Raw genomic sequence first — 21,365 nt, forward strand, 5'->3', positions numbered from 1 at the left:
TTCTCTAAATTAATTAATTATATAGCCGGTTAATTGAAGGCCGACTAGCATTAAGCCGGCACTCATTAACGCACCGTTGATAAATGTTGAAAAACGATGAAATGACGGCCGTTTACGCCACACATTAATGGCAATTAAAATAACTGCGAGCGCTAAAAATTGGCCAAGCTCTACGCCAATATTAAAGGCGATTAGGTTTGTCAGTAATCCATCTTCGGGTAATTGAAACTCTTGTAACTTGGTTGCTAGACCAAAGCCATGAAACAAACCAAAAATAAGCACCGCCATTTTTGTATTTGGCTGCCAATTAAAACAACGCTTAAACCCACCTAAGTTATCAAAGCCCTTATAAATAACTGAAAAACCAATAATAGCGTCAATTAAATAGGCATTAATCTGAATATCGCCAAGCACACCTAATAGTAACGTTGTGCTGTGGCCGATGGTGAACATGGTGACATACAGCAAAACCTCTTTACTGCGATACAAAAAGAAGATAACACCGATTAAAAACAATATATGGTCGTAACCGGTGATCATGTGCTTTGCACCAATATAAATAAATGGCACAAACTGTACGCCTTGGTTTTGCTCTAAAAAAGCGCGAGTGCTGTCATCAACTCCATGGGCCAAGGTCTCAAAGCTAAGAAAAGCCAAAACAAGCACCATAATCATTATGCTAACGTTTATTATTTTAGTTGACATCATGTTGCTCCAACGTTTCACTTTCAGTCAAAATAGACTCCTTTTCATTGTGTAAAAGTCGATACAGTGCGGGGATCACAAATAATGTTAGTAAGGTCGACGAAATAATGCCGCCAATTACCACGGTTGCTAAAGGCCGCTGTACTTCTGAGCCAATCCCTGTATTAAGCGCCATAGGAATAAACCCTAATGATGCAACCAATGCAGTGGTTATAACAGGACGGAGACGTGTTAACGCTCCTTCTGTTATCGCTTGATTAATCCCTATTCCTGAGCTGCGTAATTCGCGAATGAACGATACCATCACCAAGCCGTTTAATATTGCAATGCCAGATAAAGCAATAAAACCGACCGCAGCAGATATTGAAAATGGTATATCACGTAACAGCAGTGCTGCGATTCCGCCCGTAAGCGCTAAAGGCACACCGGTAAAAATAATAGCGGCATCTTTGAGTGAATTTAACGCTAAAATAAGCAAGCCTATAATCATTAATAGTGTCACGGGTACTACAATAGTTAAACGCTCAGAGGCTGATTGTAGCTTTTGGTAGGTACCACCGTATTCAACCCAGTAGCCAGTAGGAATATCTACCTTACTTTTAACCACTTTCTGAATCTCAGCTACAAAACTTCCTAAGTCTCGCCCCCTCACATTGGTGGTTACTACAATACGACGTTTGGCATTCTCACGATTTATTTGATTTGCACCATTAGTTAGCTTGATGGTAGCTAATTCTTGCAATGGGATAGAGCTTCCACTAGGTAGGCTAATAGGTAAATAACCCAACTTTTCAACATTATTTCTCTGTGTCTCGTCTAAGCGAACAACAATATCAGAGCGAATATCGCCTTGATAATATTTACCTGCGATAGTTCCTCCTAATGCGGTAGCTAACTGTGACTGAATTTGTGCTTTGCTTATACCAAACTGACTTAGCTTTTCAGTATTGGGTATAATTTCAAGCATTGGCAACCCGCTTGTTTGCTCAACCATTAAATCGGCAATACCGTCAACATTTCCAATAGCAGATTCAATCTCTTTACCTAACGCAGCAAGTGTTTCAAAGTCATCACCAAACACTTTAATTGCCAGCTCAGCGCGTACACCTGCTAATAATTCATTAAAGCGCATTTGAATTGGCTGTAAGAATTCATATCTGTTACCTGGAATAGGCTCGACTAGTGCAGCTAACTCTTCTACTATTTGAGCTTTAGATTTATTTGGGTTTGGCCAATGATCTCGTGGTTTTAGAATAATAAAGTTATCAGCTACGCTAGGTGGTACTGCATCTGTTGCTACATCCGCGGTACCAATTTTTGCAAATACGCGTTCTACTTCAGGCATCTGCGTAATTTTTTCTTCCAAGACTTTTTGTAGCTCAATCGCTTGGCTTAAGGAAGTACCTGGAATACGAAGCGCGTGCATAGCGATATCACCTTCATCAAGATTTGGTGCAAATTCGCTCCCTAAGCGTGTTGCTTGATAACCAAAAAATGTCACAAGTAAACAAGCGATTAGTACTACTGCCCAGCGGCCTTTTAATGCTAATGCGAGTACTGGTTTATAAACACGGCTTAACCCCAGCATAATATGATTAGGTTTTTCTTTAATTGGCTTTTTAAATAATAGGGCGACCATTGCAGGCACAAATGTGATCGAAAGCGCCATTGAACAAAGCAAAGCAATCACAACCGTTAATGCCATTGGATGGAACATTTTTCCTTCAACGCCTTCAAGCGCGAAAATAGGTAAATAAACAACGGTGATGATGAATACACCGAATAAAGCGGGTCGAATAACCTCTCGTGTAGCCGTAAAAACAATGTCTAAACGTGCTTTTAAAGAAAGAGGGGTATCACCTCTCATACTTAAACGACGTAAGCAGTTTTCGACGATAATTATCGTACCATCAACCAATAGACCAAAATCTAATGCCCCTAAACTCATCAAGTTTGCACTGACTCGCGTATGTACCATACCGGTTATTGTCATCAACATTGCAAATGGGATCACTAAAGCCGTTAAAAATGCGGCTCTGAAATTCCCCAGTAATATAAATAATACAACAATAACTAAAATGGCCCCTTCGAGCAGGTTAGTTTGAACAGTATTAAGCGTTTTATCTACCAGTTTAGTTCGGTCATAGACGGCTTTTGCAACTATACCTTCGGGTAAACTGGCATTGATTTCTTTTAACTTTTCACCCACGCCTTGTGCAACTGTGCGGCTGTTTTCTCCTATTAGCATGAACACGGTACTCATCACCACTTCGCGGCCATTTTGAGTAGCAGCACCGGTACGAAGCCCCTTACCATCACTTATAGTGGCAACATCTTTAATAAACACTGCGCTACCGTTGATGGTTTTAATGGGTAAATTTGTGATTTCAGTTAAATCAGCCACCTGACCAGGGACGCGAATTAACCATTGTGCACCGCTTTTTTCAATAAATCCTGTGCCTTGGTTTTGATTGTTTTGACCAATAATATCAACAACATCTGCTGAGGTAAGATTATAAGCCAGTAGTTTTTCAGGTTTAAACGCAATGAGAATTTCTCGCTCGTAACCACCAATAGGGTTTACTTCAACAACACCTGGCACCCGCATTAATTGAGGGCGAATTGTCCAATCATGTATTGTTCGTAAATCAATGGGAGTTACCTCACTACCGTCGGGGTTTTTAGCGCCAGGTATAGCATCAACCGTAAACATAAAAATTTCACCTAACCCAGTAGCTATCGGGCCAAGCTCAGGTAAAAGGTTTATCGGTAACTCGGAACGAGCACTAGACAGCCGCTCATTAACCAACTGGCGAGCAAAGTAAACATCGGTATCATCAGAAAAAATAGCAATAACTTGCGATAAACCATAACGAGACACAGAACGTGTGTTTACAAGCCCTGGTAGCCCAGCTAATGCATTTTCGAGGGGAAAAGTAACGCGTTGTTCAACCTCTAACGGCGTATAGCCTGGCGCTTCGGTGTTGATCATAACCTGAACATTAGTTATATCAGGTACTGCATCAATAGGCAGTTTAGTAAAATTCCATAAGCCTAATCCTGCAATGGCTAATACCATGACAAGAACGAGGATATTTCGCTTTATAGCAAAGCGTAAAATCGATTCTAACATTACGCTCTCCTAGTGATCGTGTGACGCGCCAGACTTTTCAATATCGGCTTTGATGATGTAGCTATTTTCAGTAACATACTCAGTACCAGCAGGCAGTCCACCTAGTACCTCTACCCATGTTGCATCTGAACGACCCAGCTCAAGCATCCTGACTTCATATTCATCAGCGACTTTTGCATACACGACCGTAAAATCACGAAAGCTCTGTAAGCCTATTTTCTTTACCGCTAAAGGAACTTCAAAAGAAGCAGTTTCAATATCGGCTTTAACAAAACTCCCTTCCAACAAAGGCTCAGCCTGTTGTGCCAACGTAACCCACACCATTCTTGCCTGATCACTTCTAACTTTTGGCTCTATAAATGATACCTTACCAGCAGTATTCACAAGACTACCTTCTGCCTTAATGCTCACTAGAGTGCCTTGAGATACTTTGCTGTAATCGCTCGGGTAGACTGCTAATTTAACGACAGATTGACTCGCGTCTGTGATAACAAGCAGTTCTCGGTTATTCGTTTGCTCACCTGAATTAGCCATTTGTTTTGCGACAAAACCAGCAATAGGCGATTTTATCTCATAGGGGTTTAAACTTTCATTACTTTCAATCGTCATTAAAGTTTGGCCTTTATTTACTTTATCGCCAAGCTTTACATTTAAGTGTGTAATAACACCTTCAAAACGTGCAAAAACAGTGCGGTGCGCACTCGGCGGTAACCAAACCTGTCCATAAGCAGGGATCGTTTGATGAAGCTTTTGAGACCCTGCAATTGCAGTTTCAATCGCCATTGCATCTGCTACTGCGGGTTCGATTTTTGTTCGCCCCTCTAGGTTATCGTATTGCCAACGATATTTTTTTCCTTGGTAGCTCGCATTTACTGTGACAATAAAAGAGTGCGGTTCGTAAATTTCCATATCCCCACGTAAAAAGTCACTTTGGCTAATAAACTTAATATCATCAATCACATTACCTAATCGGGTTAACGTAACCGTTAATTCAACATCGTCGGGATTAATTGGGTTTTTATTATCCGTTAACCATACTCTAAACTCAGGTGGTACGCCTGTTTCGAAAATCGCTAACTCCAATGCGAAGCTTCCTTCACGAAGCATACGACCATTATGCGGCCCTTTTTCAGGCTCTGCTTGCTCTGTAGTAGGTGTTGATACTGCGCTAGCGGGTAAATGTACCCCCGCGCTGAGGCCGAGTAATACGGCAACGGTTATGGAGGGAATAAAGTTTGTCGTTTTCATAAATAATCTCATTGTTCTATCGATGCGCCAGTAAGACGCTGAATTTCTATATGCTGTAAATGTAAGCTTTCATAAGCGCTAAGTAGTTCTGATTGCGCGCTTAATTGCGCCTGACGCACGCTACTCCACTGGTTGTAATTCAATTTACCAACGTTAAATGCTTGTTTTGCTTGGGTAAGCGCGGTTTCTAGCGTGGGAATGATTTCATTTTTTGAGGTGGTAATTACATGAACAGAATGCTTAACTTCTTGAAGCAAAGCATAAAGCTGGCTATTAGCTTGTTGAGTTAAACTCTTCGCTTGCGCTGTTAATACATCTTGCTCGGCACGTAACTTAGCGACCGTTCCGGCATTGCTGCCAGATGCTCCCCACGGAATAGAAACACCGGCCACGAGCCCAAAGTCATCCGTTGATTCATAGCGACGTAAGCCTGTTGTAAATTGCCATTGTGGTTTTGCTTCAATTTGAGCTAATTCAATGTGTGATTGTGCAATACGTTTTTGACTTGCTAACTGCATCAAACGAGGCGCATTTTTAAAGCGCTCGAACTGTGACTGAAAATCTACAATTTTAGGTAACTGCAATAAGTTACCTGCAAGTGTAAAGTCAGTGCGAGGCTCTGCCCACAAGGCAGAAAGCTGATATTTTCCACTGGCTATTTCATGCTCAAGATCTTCGAGGAGTAATTCTTGATTAATTAATTCAGCCTCGGCTAAGTATTTATCAATTGATAATGACTTACCTATACGAACCCGTTCATCAATTGCATTTATAACCTCATTAGCTTGCCTTACAGCCATTTTATTGAGCTTTAGCGCCTCTTCTTTCACCAGTAGTTGAATAAATAGCTTCGCGGTCATCGCAGCTAAATCAAGTGCAAGAATTTGTTTCTCTATACGTATCTGCTCAAGTTCAGACTGGCTTGCTTTTACGCGACTATCAATTTGCTCTTGTTGCATCAGCCAAGAAAAAGTTAAGGTTGATTGCATATTTTGCAAACCACTATGCTCACCTGTCCCAAAAGCATCTTCAACCATTAAGCCTATTTGCGCTCTTTGGCCTATATTTGCTTGTTTTATCTTACCTTGCTGCGCTTTGTCTCGGTAAAAGTAGCCCTGTAGTTGCGGGTTGTTAGCAAGTGTGAATGAGATTGCTTGCTTTAGGTTTAATGTTTGATAAGTCTCAGAACTTGCAAAACATGGTAGTGCTGAGAAAGATATAAATAAGCCCACAAAAAACCGACTGGCGATCGGTTTTTTGTGGGTGAAATGACGACTGAAAAATTTCATTTTAATCCTTACTTAGTGGATGAAAAAAGTTTCTATAAGGTGATGAACACTATCGACAGTCGACAGTGTGAATAAAGCGATAGCCATAAAGCTAAACAACGTGACAATTAAAAGTGGTTTAGGCGTAGTAGGAATTGGCGTTAACAATGTTTGTATACGCTGAGTTATTTGCTCATTACTAAAATGACTCGTAAAAATATTGTCATTAGTGATACGTTGTTGTCGTTGAAATCGAGCAACATTAATAAGCGCTTGAGCCACATCTAAACCATCAAAATACTGTGTGGCACCGACATCAGCAATTTGCTCAGTTAAAGCCGTATAAGATTGCTGTAACGCCGCGCGCGTTGGCGAAGGAAAACACCAACTAAATAAACTAAACAAAGTTTTAAAAAGCGGATCTCGGGCTTTTAAATGTGCTAGTTCATGCTGTATGACTATGTGTACTGTTTTTTCATCAAGTGCTTGTAATCCGCTGGTTATATACACTTTTGGATTGAAAAAACCAACAGTAAATGCCTCTGGTACAAGGTGTTCAATAACGTGTACAGACTGGTTGGGATAATCTTTGTGAGGTTGAGTATTTGATAAAGCCAACAGACTGCTCATTGCTGAACTATGTCTATTAAGACTAAAAAATGCATGTACGCTAGCGCTTGTCATCAAACAAGCTGCTGATATAAGTAATACCGAATGCCAACTATAGACAGAGAAAACCTCTAGGTGATGCCAGTGAGCAACCCCTTGCAACCAATTAGACATTTGGTTTTGATGTGCCTGCCAAAATACAGCTGCACACAATAAGGAGATCCACCAAGGGCTGCTAATAGTTAACCAAAGCATGAACTTACGCTCGGTAAACTGGAAAATAGTAATTTTTTTACAAAGCGAGGTGTGGAAGAAGGAAATCAATATGATCACACAAATAAAAGCGGTCACCGCTGCGCTCGCTAGATTTAAAAACACGGCCCAATTTCCAACAATCATGTTTACACTTTTCCGCTTCGTAGTTTTCGCTGTTGCTCTATAAGCTTTTCGAGCTCATCTAATTGTGTATCATTAAAATTAGTCGAAGTAGAAGAAAATGCAGCAATTAAACTGTTTTCACCCTCTTCAACAAAGTCAGCTGTAATATCATTTATTAAAGTAGCTATAAGCGAGTTACGATCAACTTTAGTTCGGTAATTATAAGCATGACCCTGCTTAGTTCTGCTAAGAAGGCCTTTTTTATAAAGTCTTTCAAGGGTGCTTTGAATAGTATTGAGAGTGCAGCCACGTGTTTTACCTAAACGACTGTGCACATGCTTTGCATCCGCTTCTTTAGAAGACCACAAATATTGAAGTACTAGTTTTTCTAATTCGCCTAACTGCATAATCAAATATCTCTTAACAACATAGCCATATCATGGCAAAATAAAAACCGATAGGCAATCGGTTTTTATTTTTTTATTTAAAAAGGAAAGTAATACATGGGTTGGATAATTTTTAAATACTTAGTGACAGCAGCAATTGTTGTAGCGGTTTCAGAGGTCGCAAAGCGCAGTGATAAACTCGGAGCACTAATTGTAGCACTTCCATTAGTGACTATTTTAGCAATGATTTGGTTGTACGTTGAAAAACAACCAACGGAGAAAATTGCGAACCATGCTTGGTATACCTTTTGGTATGTCGTGCCTACCTTACCGATGTTTTTAATATTTCCATCATTACTGCACCGATTTGGTTTTTGGCCATCACTCGGCCTTAGCGCCTTAATAACTTGTTTTCTCTTTGGAGTGTTTGCATTCGTTGTTAGCAAATTTGGAATAAATTTAATACCCTAAAAGGTTGTTCCTGAAATTAATAATATAGTGAAATAAAGGATGTAGATGGGGCAATAATTTCGATACTTATCCCTAAAAAATTTTCCATTACTTAGCAGAGTCAAATAAAAGCTAGCCTTATTTATGTACTAAGAGTGATAATATAAACAGAATATGGCTCATTTTATGGAACTATAAAAATGCTTCTATAACTCTAGTTCTAAGTGATTTAATTTGTATACTGCTCAATGAACAACCTGAAAGCAGCTCATCATAAGCTATACCGAGCTCTGGAGTCAGGCCCCCTAGAACGAGTTTATCAAGGTTTTCTTTTAACTTATTATCCCTGTTTATTTTTGGCGATGTTAAAGGTCTAAATATATCTTCTCTCACCAAAATTGTGTCACATTCCATATCAACATAAGAACAACTATCTGGTATATCAATATTAATGCGCTCAGCAAACTCAACTAAGCTTGTTTCTGCAAATGTGAATAACCAGGCGAATTCAATTTTGTCCTTGCCTGACCTAAGAATGCGCCCTAGTACTTGCCTAAAATACAATTCGGTTTTTATAGAGCTTAAATGACAACATACTTGTAGCCTAGGTATGTCGGTCCCTTCACTGATCATACCAACACTAACAATCCACTGTTCTGTAGATGACTTAAATGAATTGATCTTCTCTGTTGAATTATCGTGTAAGTAAGTAAGTAACTATGGTTGATGTTTGATTGAATTCATCAATTAATAGACTGTTTATCATTTCAGCGTGCTTAACTGAAGACGCGACCACTAGACCGCCAGCAGTCGGGTTTGAAGCTCTTATCTCCGACAATTTTAATACGGCTAACTTCAATAAATATTTAAGTGCAGGGTCATTATTAAGCACCTCTTGGTACGTTGAGTGAGTTTGCCTAACAAATTCAGCTATAGACCCATATGTTTCGTGACCATCCGAAATATTATTGCTATCAACTAAAACTATTTTTGGCTCTCTACACACATTATCTCTAATGGCCTGACTCAAGCTGTATTGATAATCGCATATCAACTCACCTTCTGGGTCAGAATAGTTCACTAAAGCAATAGGAAGAGCGTCTGAGCGCCAAGGAGTGCCTGATAGCGCAAGTGTATACGTTGCAATATCCTGTAAATGAAAAACAACTCTCTCACCCCACGTATTGATTTTAGATTTATCTTGCGAGAACGAGCAATGGTGTATTTCATCAAAAATAAAAAATGTACGGTATTTGCTTAGACCATCCCAGGTACTTTGAGGAATGGAGCATAAACTTTGATAAGTCATCGAGGCACCTACAGCGGTAAATGAGCCATCAAATGAACACCCAATTATTTTTCCAAATGTTCTTTTGATATTATTAGCCACTTCAACCGATGGTGAAAAGCAGATCACTCTGTCAATCATTCCTTTATCAAATAACGTTTTGGCCAATGATGCTGCCATTATTGTTTTACCAGCACCAGGAGTGGCCTGACATAAAAAGTGCTTATCACTAACAGTGTATTTCTTTACTGCTAACTCAACACATTCTTTTTGCCAACTTCTCAGCATCGCGAAGCACCATTGTTCAAAGAAGCCAATATAGTGGTTAAAGCATTAACTTTTCCTAATAACTTAGCTGAATTATTTTTAGCATCGTCTAATGCAGAATAGAACAAGCTAAGGTGCTCAGGGAATCGCTTTTGTAGGGCTTTATATTCATCAACTTCCCCTAACAAAATCGCAAGCTCAGCCTCAAACTGTTTCTTTTCATTCAATAAAGTCTCAACAAGCGGTGATGCTTGATTATCAGTATGACTGTTAATTGCTTTTTCTTGTTGAATTAAAGCCTGTTTCGCTACAAACGTAGCGTTATTAAACAGCCCAGTTTTAAAATATTTTTTATGGCGGCCACTTCCTTTTGAAGTTAAGAGATCCTTCCGCTCAAGAGTTGTCGTTTGCCTATAAATGAATTTACGTGCCTCATCTATATCTTGATATTTATCAGTTACGGTTAATAACTCATCCCTGAGCTCGACAATTGTAAAACCATTGCACTCTTTTTCGATCAAAAGAGAATAAATGTGGTGGTTTAATTTAATAACTTGGGGCATTTCTTATACTACAACAATTAAGAAAACTTAGGGTTGCTAAGTATATAGAACAATGCAAAACTTAGAAATACTAAGTTTTATATTTGAGAGCATTTTTAAGAACACACCCACAAAACAAACTTAGGATTCCTAAGTGTACAAACCATTGTAAAACTTAGACAATCTATGCAATTAGAGACTGAAAAATGATATTTCTGTGTTCCAAAATCCAATTCCAATTAGACTCAAACAAGCCCGCGCTAAGTCAGGTATTACTCAAAAGCAGCTGGGGATACTTATCGGTATGGATGAAAATTCAGCGAGTGGTCGCATGAACCACTATGAAAAAGGCCGCCACATTCCAGATTTAGCTACCCTAAAAAAGATCGCTGATGAACTAAATGTTCCATTGAATTATTTTTTCTGTGAAGATGAGACAACAGCAGAGCTAGTAATCGAAATCTCGAAATTAGATATAGAGAAGAAGCTTAAATTAATCAAAGAACTTAAAGACTCATCTAATTAGTTGAGCCTATATTAAAAAAGTAAATTGTCGTATACAATTAAATAAAAAATAGCCATAAAACAATGGAACTTGGACAATACTACACACCTAAAACTTTTAGTACTCTATTGATAGAGAACATGCTTTCAACTAAAGCTGATTATGTTTTAGACATAGGCTGTGGACAAGCTAGTTTATTAGAGGCAGCAAGAGGAAGATGGAAAAAAGCCAAACTTATTGGGTACGATATCGACCCAACTAACTATAATTTACAAGGTGAAAATTTACACATTGGCTTTGGGGATGGCTTAGACCCTGATTTATCAAATAAAATATTAGACAACTTTGGTTATATTGATATATCAGTAGCGAATCCTCCGTGTACCAGTAAATAAAAACATAATACGTTCAAAAAAGGCTCTAGAGGCCTTCTATTATTTCTTTCTTTCGATTTAAGTCTTACTTCACATCGCCGATTTATTTCAAGTAAGACTTCAATATCAAAATTAACTCCTCACTTTCATTTGCTCTCTCTTCATTACTTAAATTCGCCAGACCAATATGATGTCTTATGTGATCTTCCAGTATCTTGTTCATTAGTCCGTTAACAGCTCCCTTAATCGCAGCTACTTGCTGCAATACAACAATACAGTCAGGTTCTTGTTCCAATGCTTTTTCTAGTGCGTTAGTCTGGCCACGAATCTTTTTTATCCTAGTCAGCAATGCCTTTTTATTTTTTTCGATATGAGCCATACAATCCTCAATTGTTCAAAGTAGTATACTAGGGTATAGTATAGCAAAATTAATAAATAATTAAGAGAGTAAAATGCGCGAGCAAGCAGTCGAAAAATGGGGTCATACTCATCATTTTGCAATTGACACTGCACAATCTGAAAAGAAAGTGACAATCGTATTTGCAATCACTACTTTGACTATGGTGATAGAGATAGTTGCAGGAACTTGGTTTGGTTCAATGGCACTATTGGCTGATGGTTGGCACATGTTTACTCACTCGGCCGCTTTTGCTGTTTCAATTTTCGTATATTGGTATTCAAAAAAGCATCGAAGTAATAGGGAATATTCTTTTGGCGTTGGTAAGGTCAATACCCTAGGTGGATTTGCCAGTGCCGTTGCGCTCGGAACTGTTGCATTAATGATGATAGTAGAGTCTGTAAGTCGACTTTTTTCACCACAAGCAATACGCTTCGATGAAGCTATCGGTGTAGCGATAATTGGACTGATAGTCAATGTCGTATCGGCCGTTCTGCTTCATGACAATCACCACCATCATGGGCAAGAGCACCATAAACACACTGATGAAGATCATAGTCATGACCATCACGATCACAATTTAAAAGCGGCTTACTTTCATGTACTTGCCGACACTCTGACATCTGTGTTTGCTATTGTTGCCCTTGTCTCAGGTAAGTATTTTAACTGGTTATGGGCAGATGCTCTTATGGGAATCGTAGGCGCAATTATAATTACCAAATGGGCCTATAAATTGTTGACTGACAGTAGCAACATATTACTTGATAAAGCTGCAAGTGAGCCGATAGCTAACAAGATTGTATCGTGTACAGAAGAAGATGGCGTGTCCGTGGTAACCGATTTACATTTATGGAAGCTTTCGAGTAAACACCTTAGTGCAATTGTTTCTGTTGCAACACCTTTAGAAAAAACTCCTGATGATTTTAAAGATATTATTCGTCGTCATATTGACCTCTCCCACTTAACTATCGAAGTTAATAAAATCTAAGCCGAATTCGGCAGTCGAACTTACTTTTTTGTTTTAGGAATTATCGTTTATGAGTATTTTTGCATTAATTCTTATCGCGTTTGCTATGTCTAGTGATGCTTTTGCCGCTTCGATTAGTAAAGGATCAAAACTTAAAAGCCCACGTATTTTAAATGCACTGAAAATGGGGCTAATATTTGGTGTCATTGAGGGGATTACTCCTATCATAGGTTGGGTGATAGGTTCGGCAGGTTCTTATTACGTTCAGGAAATAGATCATTGGATAGCATTTATCCTTTTGTTTTCGCTGGGCTTGCATATGTTATATGTGAGTTTCCAAGCTGAAGAAACAGAAATATCTCTTAGTCCCTCAAGTAAAAAACGAGCGCTAGCTGCCACAATATTAACTGCGTTGGGCACTAGTATTGACGCAATGACAGTGGGCGTTACGTTTGCATTTTTAGACGTAAACATTGTTATAGCAGCCGTATTGATTGGTCTTGCAACCGCTCTAATGGTAACTATTGGTTCTTTATTAGGAACGTGGTTGGGTGCCTTAGTCGGGAAAAGAGCTGAAGCGTTTGGAGGCATTATCCTAATAATTATAGGTTCATGGACTTTGTATTCGCATCTGAGCGTTTAGTTGAGCTTATGACGCATTGGTTGTATTCGCAACTTGCATCGGCAATGCTCTTACAACCAAATCGTGTGATAATTAGACCGACATTTTCCCTTGGTAATCACATTAATCCACATAAAGCTAAGAGAAGATTAGAATTCCAGTCTAGGTTCGACGGACACTTTTAAACTAGTCATAGCCTTGAAGGTAGTTGACTGTCTCATGAAGTATTCAAACCAATAAAATGAAAAAACCTGACAGTCAGCTTTCTGCTATGACCGATTCACGCCCTGAGCCGAACTTCGGCAAAGAGCGATAACCGGACTGTCGGGTCAACTCGTTTTTGGACAAAAACGAGTCAGTGGATTTGCTCATTTAACGGAGTACGTATTAGGAGACGTATGGCCTAACTCAACTTAGCAAAAGGTAAGACCTGAACCTATATACATTGACCAGCCAGAATCGATAAAACCTTGTCTCGCTCTCAGTGGCATTGAGAAGATCCTTTAATGTGAGCTAGGTTCGAGATGATTCCAATGAACTACAAATTAGCGCCAATGGCCCATCCATCATTTCGGTTTTGATCAAACTCGCATCATTACAACAACTGGTAGAGAACGCGAAACCATGTAAGTAATCAGCCAGCAAATCTAGGCCGTCTTTTTCCACTTTTGTGTGTAAAGCTAAAGGAGCAATAATAGTTTGATAACGCTCAGTAAACACTTGGGCAGGTCCGTGTGATGTCATGCTTAGCATGGTTTGTAGTAGCCCGTTGTACTCGCGTAACAGCTCGATATAACTGACACATAAACGTTTTAACTCGCCTTGCCAGTTCGAACTTTCCTGAGGCTGATAGATCTCCGCCACAAGCGATGTGGTGAGCGCTTCCAACAAAGCATTCTTGTTTTTGAAGTAATAATAGATCGCCATAGGATCCACGTTTAATTGCGTTGCTAATGAACGGACACTTGGGACTTTTCCATCCCTTTTCATCAAACACTTAGCCGTTTCTAGGATGCTCTCAGCACTTAACTGTGATTGCTTCCCTACTGGTCGCCCACGTTTTTTTTCATTGACAGCCATTTGCTCTTCCCGATAAACTCAATAATATTCTTCATTGTAGAATTAATTTTAAACTATATTTTAGCTTCGCTCAACCACGACCAATTTGATGAGGTACTTATGGCAAACATCGTATTTATTGCAACTAGTCTGGACGGTTTCATCGCAGATAAACAAGGCAAACTCGACTGGCTACATTCGGTACCAAATCCAGACAATATTGATACTGGTTTCTTTGCGTTGATGGAGCGAATTGACGGCTTGGTGATGGGACGCAATACCCTCGATGTGGTTCTGAGTTTTGATTGCGATTGGCCTTACACAAAACCAGTGTTCGTGTTGAGCAACACCATGACGAAAGTGCCACAAGGTTATGAAGGCAAACTATTCTTAGTCAAAGGTGAATTGAAAGACATTATCGCGGAGCTGAATGCTAAGGGATTTTATGATCTATACATCGACGGTGGCGTGACTATTCAAAACTTCCTCAATGAAGATCTGATCGATGAAATGGTGATCACTCGCTTTCCTATCCTACTTGGCGGCGGCGCACCTTTGTTTGGTGAACTAAAACAACCATTGAACTTCAAAGTGACCAAGAGTGAAGTAGTACTAGAAACCTTGGTTCAAACCTCTTACGTGCGAGAGAAATAATCTCGATTTCTGCATCTAAAAACGCCCTTTACAACAAAGTGAAGGGCGTTTTGCCGTCTATTTGAGCAACAGGGATCAGGTCTTGTCTTTTGCCTCTCCCATTAATTTATGTATTGAAAAGTTCTCTGATTGTCTAGCTAGTAATACTAGACGTAACTCATTTCGGGGCAAGGGCAGTATAAGAACACTGCCTGCGTTAAATCAACAATCGGTTTCTCTCGATATTTTAATGGCGTCTTCAATCTCTATTCCTAAATATCTGATGGTGTTATCAATTTTTGTATGACCAAGTAGTAACTGAACGGCACGTATATTTTTGGTTCGAGCATAAACTAAAGTCGCTTTGGTTCTTCTCATTGAGTGAGTTCCATATAGGTCAGAATCAAGCCCTAATTGCTCAGCCCAACTCCTGATGATAGACCTGTAATATGAATAGCTTATTGGTTGATTAGAGCGACGTAAACTCCGAAACAAATAATCACTAGGTTGCAATTTAACTTCTTGAACCCAAAGGCTAATACTTTGTTGTGTTCTCGGAGTTATCTCAAATTGAACTTCTATCCCTGTTTTCTTCTGCGTCAATTGAACCCTCTCAAATACTTGGTCGTGAGTAGCGACGTCTCGAACTTTTAAAGAGAGTAAGTCACATGATCTTAGCTTGCTATCTATAGCCAAGTTAAGTAGGGCCAATTGCATCAAGTTGTTTTGAATTTCTATTCGAGTGCGAATACGCCAAATCTCTTCAAGCTTGTAAGGGCGTTTCACACCAGTAGCATTGTGATTTAGTTCTGGTTTCATAGTGACCTCCTATTTAAAAGTCATTATGGAGGATAGCGGATGTATTACTGATTAGGATTTTGAAAAAATGCGTTAGAGCATCTCAACTACTTATTCACACAACTTAAGCCACAATAATGGACGTTCATCTAAATCTATTAAAACAAAAATGTGCTTGCGAAACTGTTATTTTGGCACAAAGGATTAGTCGTAACTTTCAGTTTCAAAAAATGTATTGCATTACAGGTATAACAAATTTATTATATAACAAATTTATTATGAGGGTGGTTATGAAAGTTCTATTTTTGTGCACTGAAAACTCGGCTAGATCTATCATGGCTGAGGCGTTATTAAAACATCACGGAAAAGGTGAGTATGAGGTTTACAGCGCTGGTACTGAGCCAAATAATGTGGACAGCCGAACGCTGTCAGCTATTGAACACTTTGGGTTACGGACTGATGGCTTACGTTCAAAACACCTTGATGAAGTTAGCAATATCCATTTTGATTTTGTTATTACCCTGTGTGATAAAGCGGCAAAAGAATGCGATAGCCGAGTTAATGGCACTAATTGTCTTGCATGGGATTTTCCTGAGCCACGTTCCCGCAAAGAAGCCAATCCGTTTGAAAAAACACTACAAGAGCTAAATGAACGGCTCAAAATGTTTTTGCTGATACAGGAAAAGCAAAAACCAGCGCCAATCACACCAACTACTTTTTACAAAGCGTTAGCTGATGATATTCGTTTGAAAAGTCTATTAATTATTGCTGTTGAAGGTGAAGCATGTGTTTGTGAGTTAATGACTGCGCTAGATGAAGAAAGCCAACCTAAAGTATCCCGTCACTTAGCACAGCTTAGAAAAGCTGGCATTTTATCTGACAGAAAGCATCAGCAATGGGTATTTTATTCAATTAATCCAACACTACCAAAGTGGATGAAGCAAACCATCACTTCAACTGTAGTGAATGAACCTATTTTTATTGAACAAGAGCTAGCCAGATTGAATGCTATGGGTGATCGCCCAACGCGTGTTGCAAGCTGCTGTAATTAAGGAATATGACTATGGGGATTTTTGAACGTTATTTATCTGTTTGGGTTGCGATATCAATTGCTGCTGGTATGGCACTGGGGGTTGTTTACCCACCTCTTTTTGAAGCGATAGCAAAGCTTGAAGTTGCCCATGTCAATGTGGTTGTTGCAGTTTTCATTTGGGTAATGATTTACCCCATGATGGTACAAATAGATTTCTCAACAATTAAAGAAGTAGGCAAAAATCCACAAGGACTTGTGTTAACTTTAGTGATTAATTGGCTTATCAAACCATTTTCTATGGCTGCATTGGGTTGGTTGTTTTTTGAAGGATTGTTTGCCGATTTTGTTTCACCAGAAACTGCGCAAGAATATATCGCAGGAATGATTTTACTTGGCGTAGCACCGTGTACGGCAATGGTGTTTGTCTGGTCACAACTGACTAAAGGCGACGCAAACTACACGTTAGTTCAAGTTTCGGTTAACGACATCATCATGATTTTTGCGTTCGCTCCAATTGCAGGATTATTGCTGGGAGTAACAGATATTCATGTGCCTTGGGGAACTTTGTTTATTTCTGTCGTCTTATACGTATTGCTACCCTTAATCGCAGGCGTACTCACCAGAAGAAGTTTAAACCGCTCAGGTCGTGATGAAACGGCTATCACAACCTTGTTAGAAAAGTTAAAACCATTTTCTGTCATTGGTTTATTAGCCACAGTTATGCTGTTGTTCGGCTTTCAAGCTAACACTATTTTAGACCAACCACTCAATATTTTGCTAATCGCGATTCCGCTGGTTATTCAAACGTATGGCATTTTCATCATTGCCTATTTTATTGCGCTAAAAATCAAGCTTCAACATAATATTGCGGCTCCATCGTGCTTAATTGGTACATCAAATTTCTTTGAGTTGGCTGTAGCTGTAGCTATTTCTCTTTTTGGCTTGCATTCAGGTGCAGCGCTAGCAACCGTGGTTGGCGTTCTTGTGGAGGTGCCTGTCATGCTGTCTCTCGTAGCGATTGTAAACAGAACAAAACATTGGTTTAACGAATAATTAAGAGGATTCTTATGCAAACTCACCCTTATGACAAACTGACACTTGATAATGGCGCTAGTTTTATATTTACGCCATGCCCAGGAACGAAAAAGGTTGATTTAACAACATCGGTAAAGCAACTCAAAGATGCGGGAGCACAAGCGATTGTCACTCTGATGTACGACGCAGAAATAAAGAAAAACGAGGCCGAAACACTTCCTCAAGTTTGTAACGAACAAGGCATAAAATGGTTTCAGTTACCTATTTTAGATGATGATGCGCCTAATGATGACTTTGCAACGGCGTTCAGATCTCACCTTGATGACGTGTTAGCTATTTTGCGCAATCAAGGCACTGTTGCCGTTCACTGTAAAGGCGGTTCAGGTCGCACGGGCTTAGTGATTGGCATACTGATGTATGAGTTAGGTTACAACAAGACAAGCATTATTAACCAAGTACAGAAAGTACGCCCTAAGGCGCTTTCTAATCCTGTGCAACTTTCATTTTTTAATGAATATCAAAAAGTAGGAGTTTAACTATGACAATTAAAATTGGTATTAACGGTTTTGGCCGCATGGGCCGATTAACGCTTAGAGCTGCCTTTGGTTGGCAAAATATTGAGTTTGTGCAAATCAACGATCCTGCTGGCAACGCAGAAACACTGGCACACCTATTAAAATACGATTCAGTGCATGGCACTTGGTCACATGATGTATCTAATGATGACAACAATGTGATAATCAACGGTCAAGCTATCCGTGTGACCCAAAACAAAGCGATTAGCGATACGGATTGGTCTAAATGTGATTTGGTCATTGAAGCCTCTGGTAAGATGAAGAAAACTGAGTTGCTACAAGCCTACTTAGACCAAGGTGTAAAAAAAGTCGTTGTCACTGCTCCCGTAAAAGAAGACGGTGTGCTCAATGTGGTTATGGGGGTTAATGACCACCTATACGATGTTGATCAACACGCAATCGTAACGGCAGCGTCTTGCACCACTAACTGCTTAGCACCAGTGGTGAAAGTTTTACAGGATAAAATCGGCATCAAACATGGTTCGATGACAACCATCCACGATATTACCAATACTCAAACTATTCTCGATGCACCGCACAAAGATTTACGTAGAGCACGTGCGTGTGGCATGAGCCTAATCCCAACAACCACAGGTTCGGCAACAGCTATTACTCATATTTTTCCAGAGTTGAAAGGTAAGCTGAATGGTCATGCGGTACGTGTACCTTTGGCGAATGCGTCAATTACTGACTGTGTATTTGAAGTAGAGCGTTCAACAACGGAAGCTGAAATTAACGCTTGGATGAAAGAAGCGGCTGAGGGCGAGTTAAAAGGCATTTTGGGCTATGAAGAAAAGCCACTTGTGTCAATCGACTATAAAACCGACCCACGTTCTAGCATCGTCGATGCGTTATCAACAATGGTGGTCAACGGAACTCAGGTAAAGCTGTATACATGGTATGACAACGAGTGGGGATACGCGAATAGAACGGCTGAGCTTGCTCGTAAAGTTGGCCTATCAATTAAGGGATAATGTAATACTATGAAGCGCTTGACATCATTATCAGACGATATAAAGCAGTACCTCGTTATAACAGGTAACTATTGGGCATTTACCTTAACGGATGGGGCACTTCGCATGTTAGTGGTGCTTCATTTCCATGCGTTAGGCTATAGTCCGCTTAGCATTGCGATGTTGTTCTTGTTTTATGAAATCTTTGGCGTTGTCACCAACTTGGTTGGCGGCTTCTTAGGTGCTCGTTTAGGGCTCAATAAAACCATGAATATTGGCTTAGCCATTCAGGTTATTGCCTTACTAATGCTAGCTGTTCCGGCTGAATGGTTAACCGTTGTGTATGTGATGATTGCACAAGCGCTTTCAGGCATTGCCAAAGACTTAAACAAAATGAGCGCTAAAAGCTCGATTAAGGCATTGGTTGCAGCAGGACAAGAAGGCACGCTGTTTAAATGGGTTGCGCTATTAACAGGCTCCAAAAATGCCCTAAAAGGTGTTGGCTTTTTCTTAGGAGGCCTGCTGTTAACCTTGCTATCCTTCAAGGGTGCAATGTTGCTAATGGCTGGTGTTTTGGCTCTTGTTTGGTGTTACAGCCTTTACGCCTTAAAAAGTGACTTAGGAAAAGCAAAGAGCAAACCTAAGTTTACCGATATTTTTTCAAAGAGTCGCTCAATTAACATCTTGTCAGCTGCACGATTATTCTTATTTGGTGCGCGTGATGTCTGGTTTGTCGTCGCACTGCCCGTATTTTTGTCGCAAGCCTTTAATTGGGATCATTGGACGGTAGGCGGCTTCTTGGCACTATGGGTGATTGGTTACGGTTTCGTACAATCTATCGCACCTAAGGTAATGAATCTCAAAGAAGGGTTTTCGCCTGCTATAGAAACAACCAAATGGGCGAGTTTACTGGCACTGGTTACATTAGGTATAGCCTTATCACTGTATTTTAATTGGCAAGTAAAAACAGTGCTCATTACTGGTTTAATGTTGTTTGGTGTACTGTTCGCCATTAATTCATCGCTACACAGTTATTTGATTGTTAGCATGGCAGATGCCGACGGTGTTTCCCTCGATGTTGGCTTTTACTATATGGCTAATGCAATGGGGCGTTTGATTGGCACGGTGCTGTCAGGTTGGGTTTTCCAACTATACGGATTAGCCGCTTGTTTGGCGATCTCTTTTGGTTTTGTGATTTTAGCAGGGTTAATTTCTAAAAAGCTGCCTTCGAAATTAATTAACTGAAGTGACATCGGAGATGCATGCAACATGTTAAACGTTAAGAACTTAAATCGGTTTTATTGGACTTCCCAGCTTTCACTAGACATCGGCTAATAATCTTAAAGTACAAAACGAAAGTAAACTTCCGTTTCAAGGGCTTCAAAGGTAGTTATCAGAAATATATTCTGTTTTGTGAAAGCGTTAACCCGGATAGCTATATGAGCAACTTTTCGGGGTCTTATTTGAGCGAGAAGCAGACGGTCGGTTAAACTCGTTTTTGGACAAAAGCAAGTTAGAGTATTTATTCGGTAACGCCCAAAGCAGCGGCACGCGTTAGCGTTGCTGCCTTTGTTTGTTATGCCGTATTACTCTTATGCAATTGATCAATGTATTTTTGCAGTCTTGTATGCCATAGATAAAATCCAAACACCGAAACTAGCACTCCAATAAATATTCCAGAAAAGCTTATGTACTTAGCCATATCATATTTGGCTGTTCTAGTATTCATAGCAATTCTTGTTGCTGGATTTGAATTTATTATCGCATCAGCCTCTTTGCTTAATTTTTCAGATTCGATAAGTATTTTGTCCAGTTCTTTTTTTTGTTCTTCTGACAGGAGACTCTGATCGCCAGCCACACTGTTGTAGATAGCTATACCCTCATTAGTTTTTTTTGCAAATTTCTCATACGCCTTACCACCTTCAAATATGCTATTCACGTATTCTGCATTCGACTCAAAAAACTGATCATATTCATTAGAGGCGCTCCACCAGAATGCTGCTGACGAAAAGACAACAACAAGTCCAAATATGGACATGAACTTATATAGGTTATCAGTTGGTGGGGTAATCATAATTCTTGATTCCAAAGAAATAAAGCCCTGTTAATGGGTAAAATAAAGTTGGCTAAAATTATGCGA

24 protein-coding genes are annotated in these 21,365 nt (G+C 39.7%); 11 read left to right on the plus strand and 13 right to left on the minus strand.

What is annotated here, in order from left to right; translation table 11 throughout:
* Nucleotides 1-9: 9 nt before the first annotated feature.
* The 6 genes from PSR9079_RS02335 to PSR9079_RS02360 are packed head-to-tail and all read right to left on the minus strand — an operon-like array spanning nt 10 to nt 7,748.
* Entirely contained in the window at nt 10-705 is a 696-nt protein-coding gene (locus PSR9079_RS02335; RefSeq protein WP_008467202.1) for a HupE/UreJ family protein, read from the minus strand.
* Nucleotides 695-3,838, minus strand: coding sequence for an efflux RND transporter permease subunit (locus tag PSR9079_RS02340; RefSeq protein WP_016900202.1), 3,144 nt, complete (start codon nt 3,836-3,838; stop codon nt 695-697). The genes PSR9079_RS02335 and PSR9079_RS02340 overlap by 11 nt, the downstream gene beginning before the upstream one ends.
* Before the next feature lie 9 nt (nt 3,839-3,847).
* A complete protein-coding gene (locus tag PSR9079_RS02345; RefSeq protein WP_029609994.1) occupies nt 3,848-5,086 on the minus strand; it encodes an efflux RND transporter periplasmic adaptor subunit in 1,239 nt (412 codons plus the stop codon).
* 8 nt (nt 5,087-5,094) lie between these two features.
* Nucleotides 5,095-6,375, minus strand: coding sequence for a TolC family protein (locus PSR9079_RS02350; protein ID WP_016900204.1), 1,281 nt, complete (start codon nt 6,373-6,375; stop codon nt 5,095-5,097).
* Nucleotides 6,376-6,387: 12 nt separating this feature from the next.
* Nucleotides 6,388-7,362 carry a M56 family metallopeptidase gene (locus tag PSR9079_RS02355; RefSeq protein ID WP_016900205.1) on the minus strand — a complete coding sequence of 325 codons (975 nt, stop codon included), beginning with the start codon at nt 7,360-7,362 and terminating at the stop codon, nt 6,388-6,390.
* 2 nt (nt 7,363-7,364) lie between these two features.
* Entirely contained in the window at nt 7,365-7,748 is a 384-nt protein-coding gene (locus tag PSR9079_RS02360) for a BlaI/MecI/CopY family transcriptional regulator (protein ID WP_008467191.1), read from the minus strand.
* Nucleotides 7,749-7,844: 96 nt separating this feature from the next.
* Here PSR9079_RS02360 and PSR9079_RS02365 point away from each other — a divergent pair, with 96 nt between their 5' ends.
* Nucleotides 7,845-8,198 carry a DUF3147 family protein gene (locus PSR9079_RS02365; protein WP_016900206.1) on the plus strand — a complete coding sequence of 118 codons (354 nt, stop codon included), beginning with the start codon at nt 7,845-7,847 and terminating at the stop codon, nt 8,196-8,198.
* Nucleotides 8,199-8,369: 171 nt separating this feature from the next.
* Here the strand turns inward: PSR9079_RS02365 and PSR9079_RS23775 are convergent, their stop codons facing one another.
* From PSR9079_RS23775 to PSR9079_RS02375, 3 genes are all read right to left on the minus strand, one after another.
* Nucleotides 8,370-8,810 (minus strand): hypothetical protein, encoded by a 441-nt coding sequence (locus tag PSR9079_RS23775; protein ID WP_218939770.1) that lies wholly within the window; start codon nt 8,808-8,810, stop codon nt 8,370-8,372.
* Between the two features lie 61 nt (nt 8,811-8,871).
* Nucleotides 8,872-9,753, minus strand: a complete 882-nt coding sequence (locus PSR9079_RS23780; RefSeq protein WP_218939771.1) for a DEAD/DEAH box helicase — start codon at nt 9,751-9,753, stop codon at nt 8,872-8,874.
* Entirely contained in the window at nt 9,747-10,295 is a 549-nt protein-coding gene (locus PSR9079_RS02375) for a hypothetical protein (RefSeq protein WP_016898896.1), read from the minus strand. Before PSR9079_RS02375 ends, PSR9079_RS23780 begins: the two co-directional genes overlap by 7 nt.
* Before the next feature lie 196 nt (nt 10,296-10,491).
* Between PSR9079_RS02375 and PSR9079_RS02380 the strand changes: the two genes are divergently transcribed.
* Nucleotides 10,492-10,800 (plus strand): helix-turn-helix domain-containing protein, encoded by a 309-nt coding sequence (locus PSR9079_RS02380; protein WP_016898897.1) that lies wholly within the window; start codon nt 10,492-10,494, stop codon nt 10,798-10,800.
* A 62-nt stretch (nt 10,801-10,862) separates the two neighbouring features.
* A complete protein-coding gene (locus PSR9079_RS02385; RefSeq protein WP_016898898.1) occupies nt 10,863-11,174 on the plus strand; it encodes an N-6 DNA methylase in 312 nt (103 codons plus the stop codon).
* A gap of 82 nt (nt 11,175-11,256) precedes the next feature.
* Here PSR9079_RS02385 and PSR9079_RS02390 read toward each other — a convergent pair whose 3' ends face one another.
* On the minus strand, nt 11,257-11,532 hold the full coding sequence (locus PSR9079_RS02390; protein ID WP_016899626.1) for a metal/formaldehyde-sensitive transcriptional repressor: 276 nt from the start codon (nt 11,530-11,532) through the stop codon (nt 11,257-11,259).
* 73 nt (nt 11,533-11,605) lie between these two features.
* Between PSR9079_RS02390 and dmeF the strand changes: the two genes are divergently transcribed.
* The gene (gene dmeF / locus PSR9079_RS02395; RefSeq protein WP_016899627.1) at nt 11,606-12,538 is read left to right on the plus strand and encodes a CDF family Co(II)/Ni(II) efflux transporter DmeF; all 933 of its coding nucleotides are present in this window, start codon (nt 11,606-11,608) and stop codon (nt 12,536-12,538) included.
* Between the two features lie 49 nt (nt 12,539-12,587).
* On the plus strand, nt 12,588-13,160 hold the full coding sequence (locus tag PSR9079_RS02400) for a manganese efflux pump MntP (RefSeq protein WP_016899628.1): 573 nt from the start codon (nt 12,588-12,590) through the stop codon (nt 13,158-13,160).
* A gap of 492 nt (nt 13,161-13,652) precedes the next feature.
* On the opposite strand, the gene PSR9079_RS02405 is transcribed toward PSR9079_RS02400, so the two are convergent.
* Nucleotides 13,653-14,219 carry a TetR/AcrR family transcriptional regulator gene (locus PSR9079_RS02405; protein WP_016899629.1) on the minus strand — a complete coding sequence of 189 codons (567 nt, stop codon included), beginning with the start codon at nt 14,217-14,219 and terminating at the stop codon, nt 13,653-13,655.
* A gap of 99 nt (nt 14,220-14,318) precedes the next feature.
* On the opposite strand from PSR9079_RS02405, the gene PSR9079_RS02410 reads away from it, so the two are divergent.
* Nucleotides 14,319-14,852 (plus strand): dihydrofolate reductase family protein, encoded by a 534-nt coding sequence (locus tag PSR9079_RS02410; RefSeq protein ID WP_016899630.1) that lies wholly within the window; start codon nt 14,319-14,321, stop codon nt 14,850-14,852.
* Nucleotides 14,853-15,053: 201 nt separating this feature from the next.
* Here PSR9079_RS02410 and PSR9079_RS02415 read toward each other — a convergent pair whose 3' ends face one another.
* Nucleotides 15,054-15,650 (minus strand): tyrosine-type recombinase/integrase, encoded by a 597-nt coding sequence (locus PSR9079_RS02415; protein WP_149980293.1) that lies wholly within the window; start codon nt 15,648-15,650, stop codon nt 15,054-15,056.
* Nucleotides 15,651-15,919: 269 nt separating this feature from the next.
* Between PSR9079_RS02415 and PSR9079_RS02420 the strand changes: the two genes are divergently transcribed.
* From PSR9079_RS02420 to arsJ, 5 genes are read left to right on the plus strand one after another with little or no spacing between them, the layout of a single operon-like run.
* Nucleotides 15,920-16,681, plus strand: coding sequence for a metalloregulator ArsR/SmtB family transcription factor (locus PSR9079_RS02420; protein WP_029609941.1), 762 nt, complete (start codon nt 15,920-15,922; stop codon nt 16,679-16,681).
* Between the two features lie 11 nt (nt 16,682-16,692).
* A complete protein-coding gene (arsB, locus tag PSR9079_RS02425) occupies nt 16,693-17,715 on the plus strand; it encodes an ACR3 family arsenite efflux transporter (protein ID WP_016899633.1) in 1,023 nt (340 codons plus the stop codon).
* 14 nt (nt 17,716-17,729) lie between these two features.
* Nucleotides 17,730-18,233 (plus strand): phosphatase domain-containing putative toxin, encoded by a 504-nt coding sequence (locus PSR9079_RS02430; protein ID WP_016899634.1) that lies wholly within the window; start codon nt 17,730-17,732, stop codon nt 18,231-18,233.
* Nucleotides 18,234-18,235: 2 nt separating this feature from the next.
* Entirely contained in the window at nt 18,236-19,246 is a 1,011-nt protein-coding gene (locus PSR9079_RS02435) for an ArsJ-associated glyceraldehyde-3-phosphate dehydrogenase (RefSeq protein ID WP_016899635.1), read from the plus strand.
* Nucleotides 19,247-19,255: 9 nt separating this feature from the next.
* Nucleotides 19,256-20,470 carry an organoarsenical effux MFS transporter ArsJ gene (gene arsJ, locus PSR9079_RS02440; RefSeq protein ID WP_016899636.1) on the plus strand — a complete coding sequence of 405 codons (1,215 nt, stop codon included), beginning with the start codon at nt 19,256-19,258 and terminating at the stop codon, nt 20,468-20,470.
* 331 nt (nt 20,471-20,801) lie between these two features.
* On the opposite strand, the gene PSR9079_RS02445 is transcribed toward arsJ, so the two are convergent.
* On the minus strand, nt 20,802-21,299 hold the full coding sequence (locus PSR9079_RS02445; RefSeq protein WP_016899637.1) for a hypothetical protein: 498 nt from the start codon (nt 21,297-21,299) through the stop codon (nt 20,802-20,804).
* Between the last annotated feature and the right edge of the window lie 66 nt (nt 21,300-21,365).

The organism is Pseudoalteromonas rhizosphaerae, from assembly GCF_902498845.1.
Classification (GTDB): Bacteria; Pseudomonadota; Gammaproteobacteria; order Enterobacterales; family Alteromonadaceae; genus Pseudoalteromonas; species Pseudoalteromonas rhizosphaerae.

What these genes read in the sequence shown, in the direction of transcription:
- PSR9079_RS02335 (WP_008467202.1), bottom strand. Translation starts at nt 705, where the DNA reads ATGTCAACTAAAATAATAAACGTTAGCATAATGATTATGGTGCTTGTT.
- PSR9079_RS02340 (WP_016900202.1), bottom strand. Translation starts at nt 3,838, where the DNA reads ATGTTAGAATCGATTTTACGCTTTGCTATAAAGCGAAATATCCTCGTT.
- PSR9079_RS02345 (WP_029609994.1), bottom strand. Translation starts at nt 5,086, where the DNA reads ATGAAAACGACAAACTTTATTCCCTCCATAACCGTTGCCGTATTACTC.
- PSR9079_RS02350 (WP_016900204.1), bottom strand. Translation starts at nt 6,375, where the DNA reads ATGAAATTTTTCAGTCGTCATTTCACCCACAAAAAACCGATCGCCAGT.
- PSR9079_RS02355 (WP_016900205.1), bottom strand. Translation starts at nt 7,362, where the DNA reads ATGATTGTTGGAAATTGGGCCGTGTTTTTAAATCTAGCGAGCGCAGCG.
- PSR9079_RS02360 (WP_008467191.1), bottom strand. Translation starts at nt 7,748, where the DNA reads ATGCAGTTAGGCGAATTAGAAAAACTAGTACTTCAATATTTGTGGTCT.
- PSR9079_RS02365 (WP_016900206.1), top strand. Translation starts at nt 7,845, where the DNA reads ATGGGTTGGATAATTTTTAAATACTTAGTGACAGCAGCAATTGTTGTA.
- PSR9079_RS23775 (WP_218939770.1), bottom strand. Translation starts at nt 8,810, where the DNA reads ATGATCAGTGAAGGGACCGACATACCTAGGCTACAAGTATGTTGTCAT.
- PSR9079_RS23780 (WP_218939771.1), bottom strand. Translation starts at nt 9,753, where the DNA reads ATGCTGAGAAGTTGGCAAAAAGAATGTGTTGAGTTAGCAGTAAAGAAA.
- PSR9079_RS02375 (WP_016898896.1), bottom strand. Translation starts at nt 10,295, where the DNA reads ATGCCCCAAGTTATTAAATTAAACCACCACATTTATTCTCTTTTGATC.
- PSR9079_RS02385 (WP_016898898.1), top strand. Translation starts at nt 10,863, where the DNA reads ATGGAACTTGGACAATACTACACACCTAAAACTTTTAGTACTCTATTG.
- PSR9079_RS02390 (WP_016899626.1), bottom strand. Translation starts at nt 11,532, where the DNA reads ATGGCTCATATCGAAAAAAATAAAAAGGCATTGCTGACTAGGATAAAA.
- dmeF (WP_016899627.1), top strand. Translation starts at nt 11,606, where the DNA reads ATGCGCGAGCAAGCAGTCGAAAAATGGGGTCATACTCATCATTTTGCA.
- PSR9079_RS02400 (WP_016899628.1), top strand. Translation starts at nt 12,588, where the DNA reads ATGAGTATTTTTGCATTAATTCTTATCGCGTTTGCTATGTCTAGTGAT.
- PSR9079_RS02405 (WP_016899629.1), bottom strand. Translation starts at nt 14,219, where the DNA reads ATGGCTGTCAATGAAAAAAAACGTGGGCGACCAGTAGGGAAGCAATCA.
- PSR9079_RS02410 (WP_016899630.1), top strand. Translation starts at nt 14,319, where the DNA reads ATGGCAAACATCGTATTTATTGCAACTAGTCTGGACGGTTTCATCGCA.
- PSR9079_RS02415 (WP_149980293.1), bottom strand. Translation starts at nt 15,650, where the DNA reads ATGAAACCAGAACTAAATCACAATGCTACTGGTGTGAAACGCCCTTAC.
- PSR9079_RS02420 (WP_029609941.1), top strand. Translation starts at nt 15,920, where the DNA reads ATGAAAGTTCTATTTTTGTGCACTGAAAACTCGGCTAGATCTATCATG.
- arsB (WP_016899633.1), top strand. Translation starts at nt 16,693, where the DNA reads ATGGGGATTTTTGAACGTTATTTATCTGTTTGGGTTGCGATATCAATT.
- PSR9079_RS02430 (WP_016899634.1), top strand. Translation starts at nt 17,730, where the DNA reads ATGCAAACTCACCCTTATGACAAACTGACACTTGATAATGGCGCTAGT.
- PSR9079_RS02435 (WP_016899635.1), top strand. Translation starts at nt 18,236, where the DNA reads ATGACAATTAAAATTGGTATTAACGGTTTTGGCCGCATGGGCCGATTA.
- arsJ (WP_016899636.1), top strand. Translation starts at nt 19,256, where the DNA reads ATGAAGCGCTTGACATCATTATCAGACGATATAAAGCAGTACCTCGTT.
- PSR9079_RS02445 (WP_016899637.1), bottom strand. Translation starts at nt 21,299, where the DNA reads ATGATTACCCCACCAACTGATAACCTATATAAGTTCATGTCCATATTT.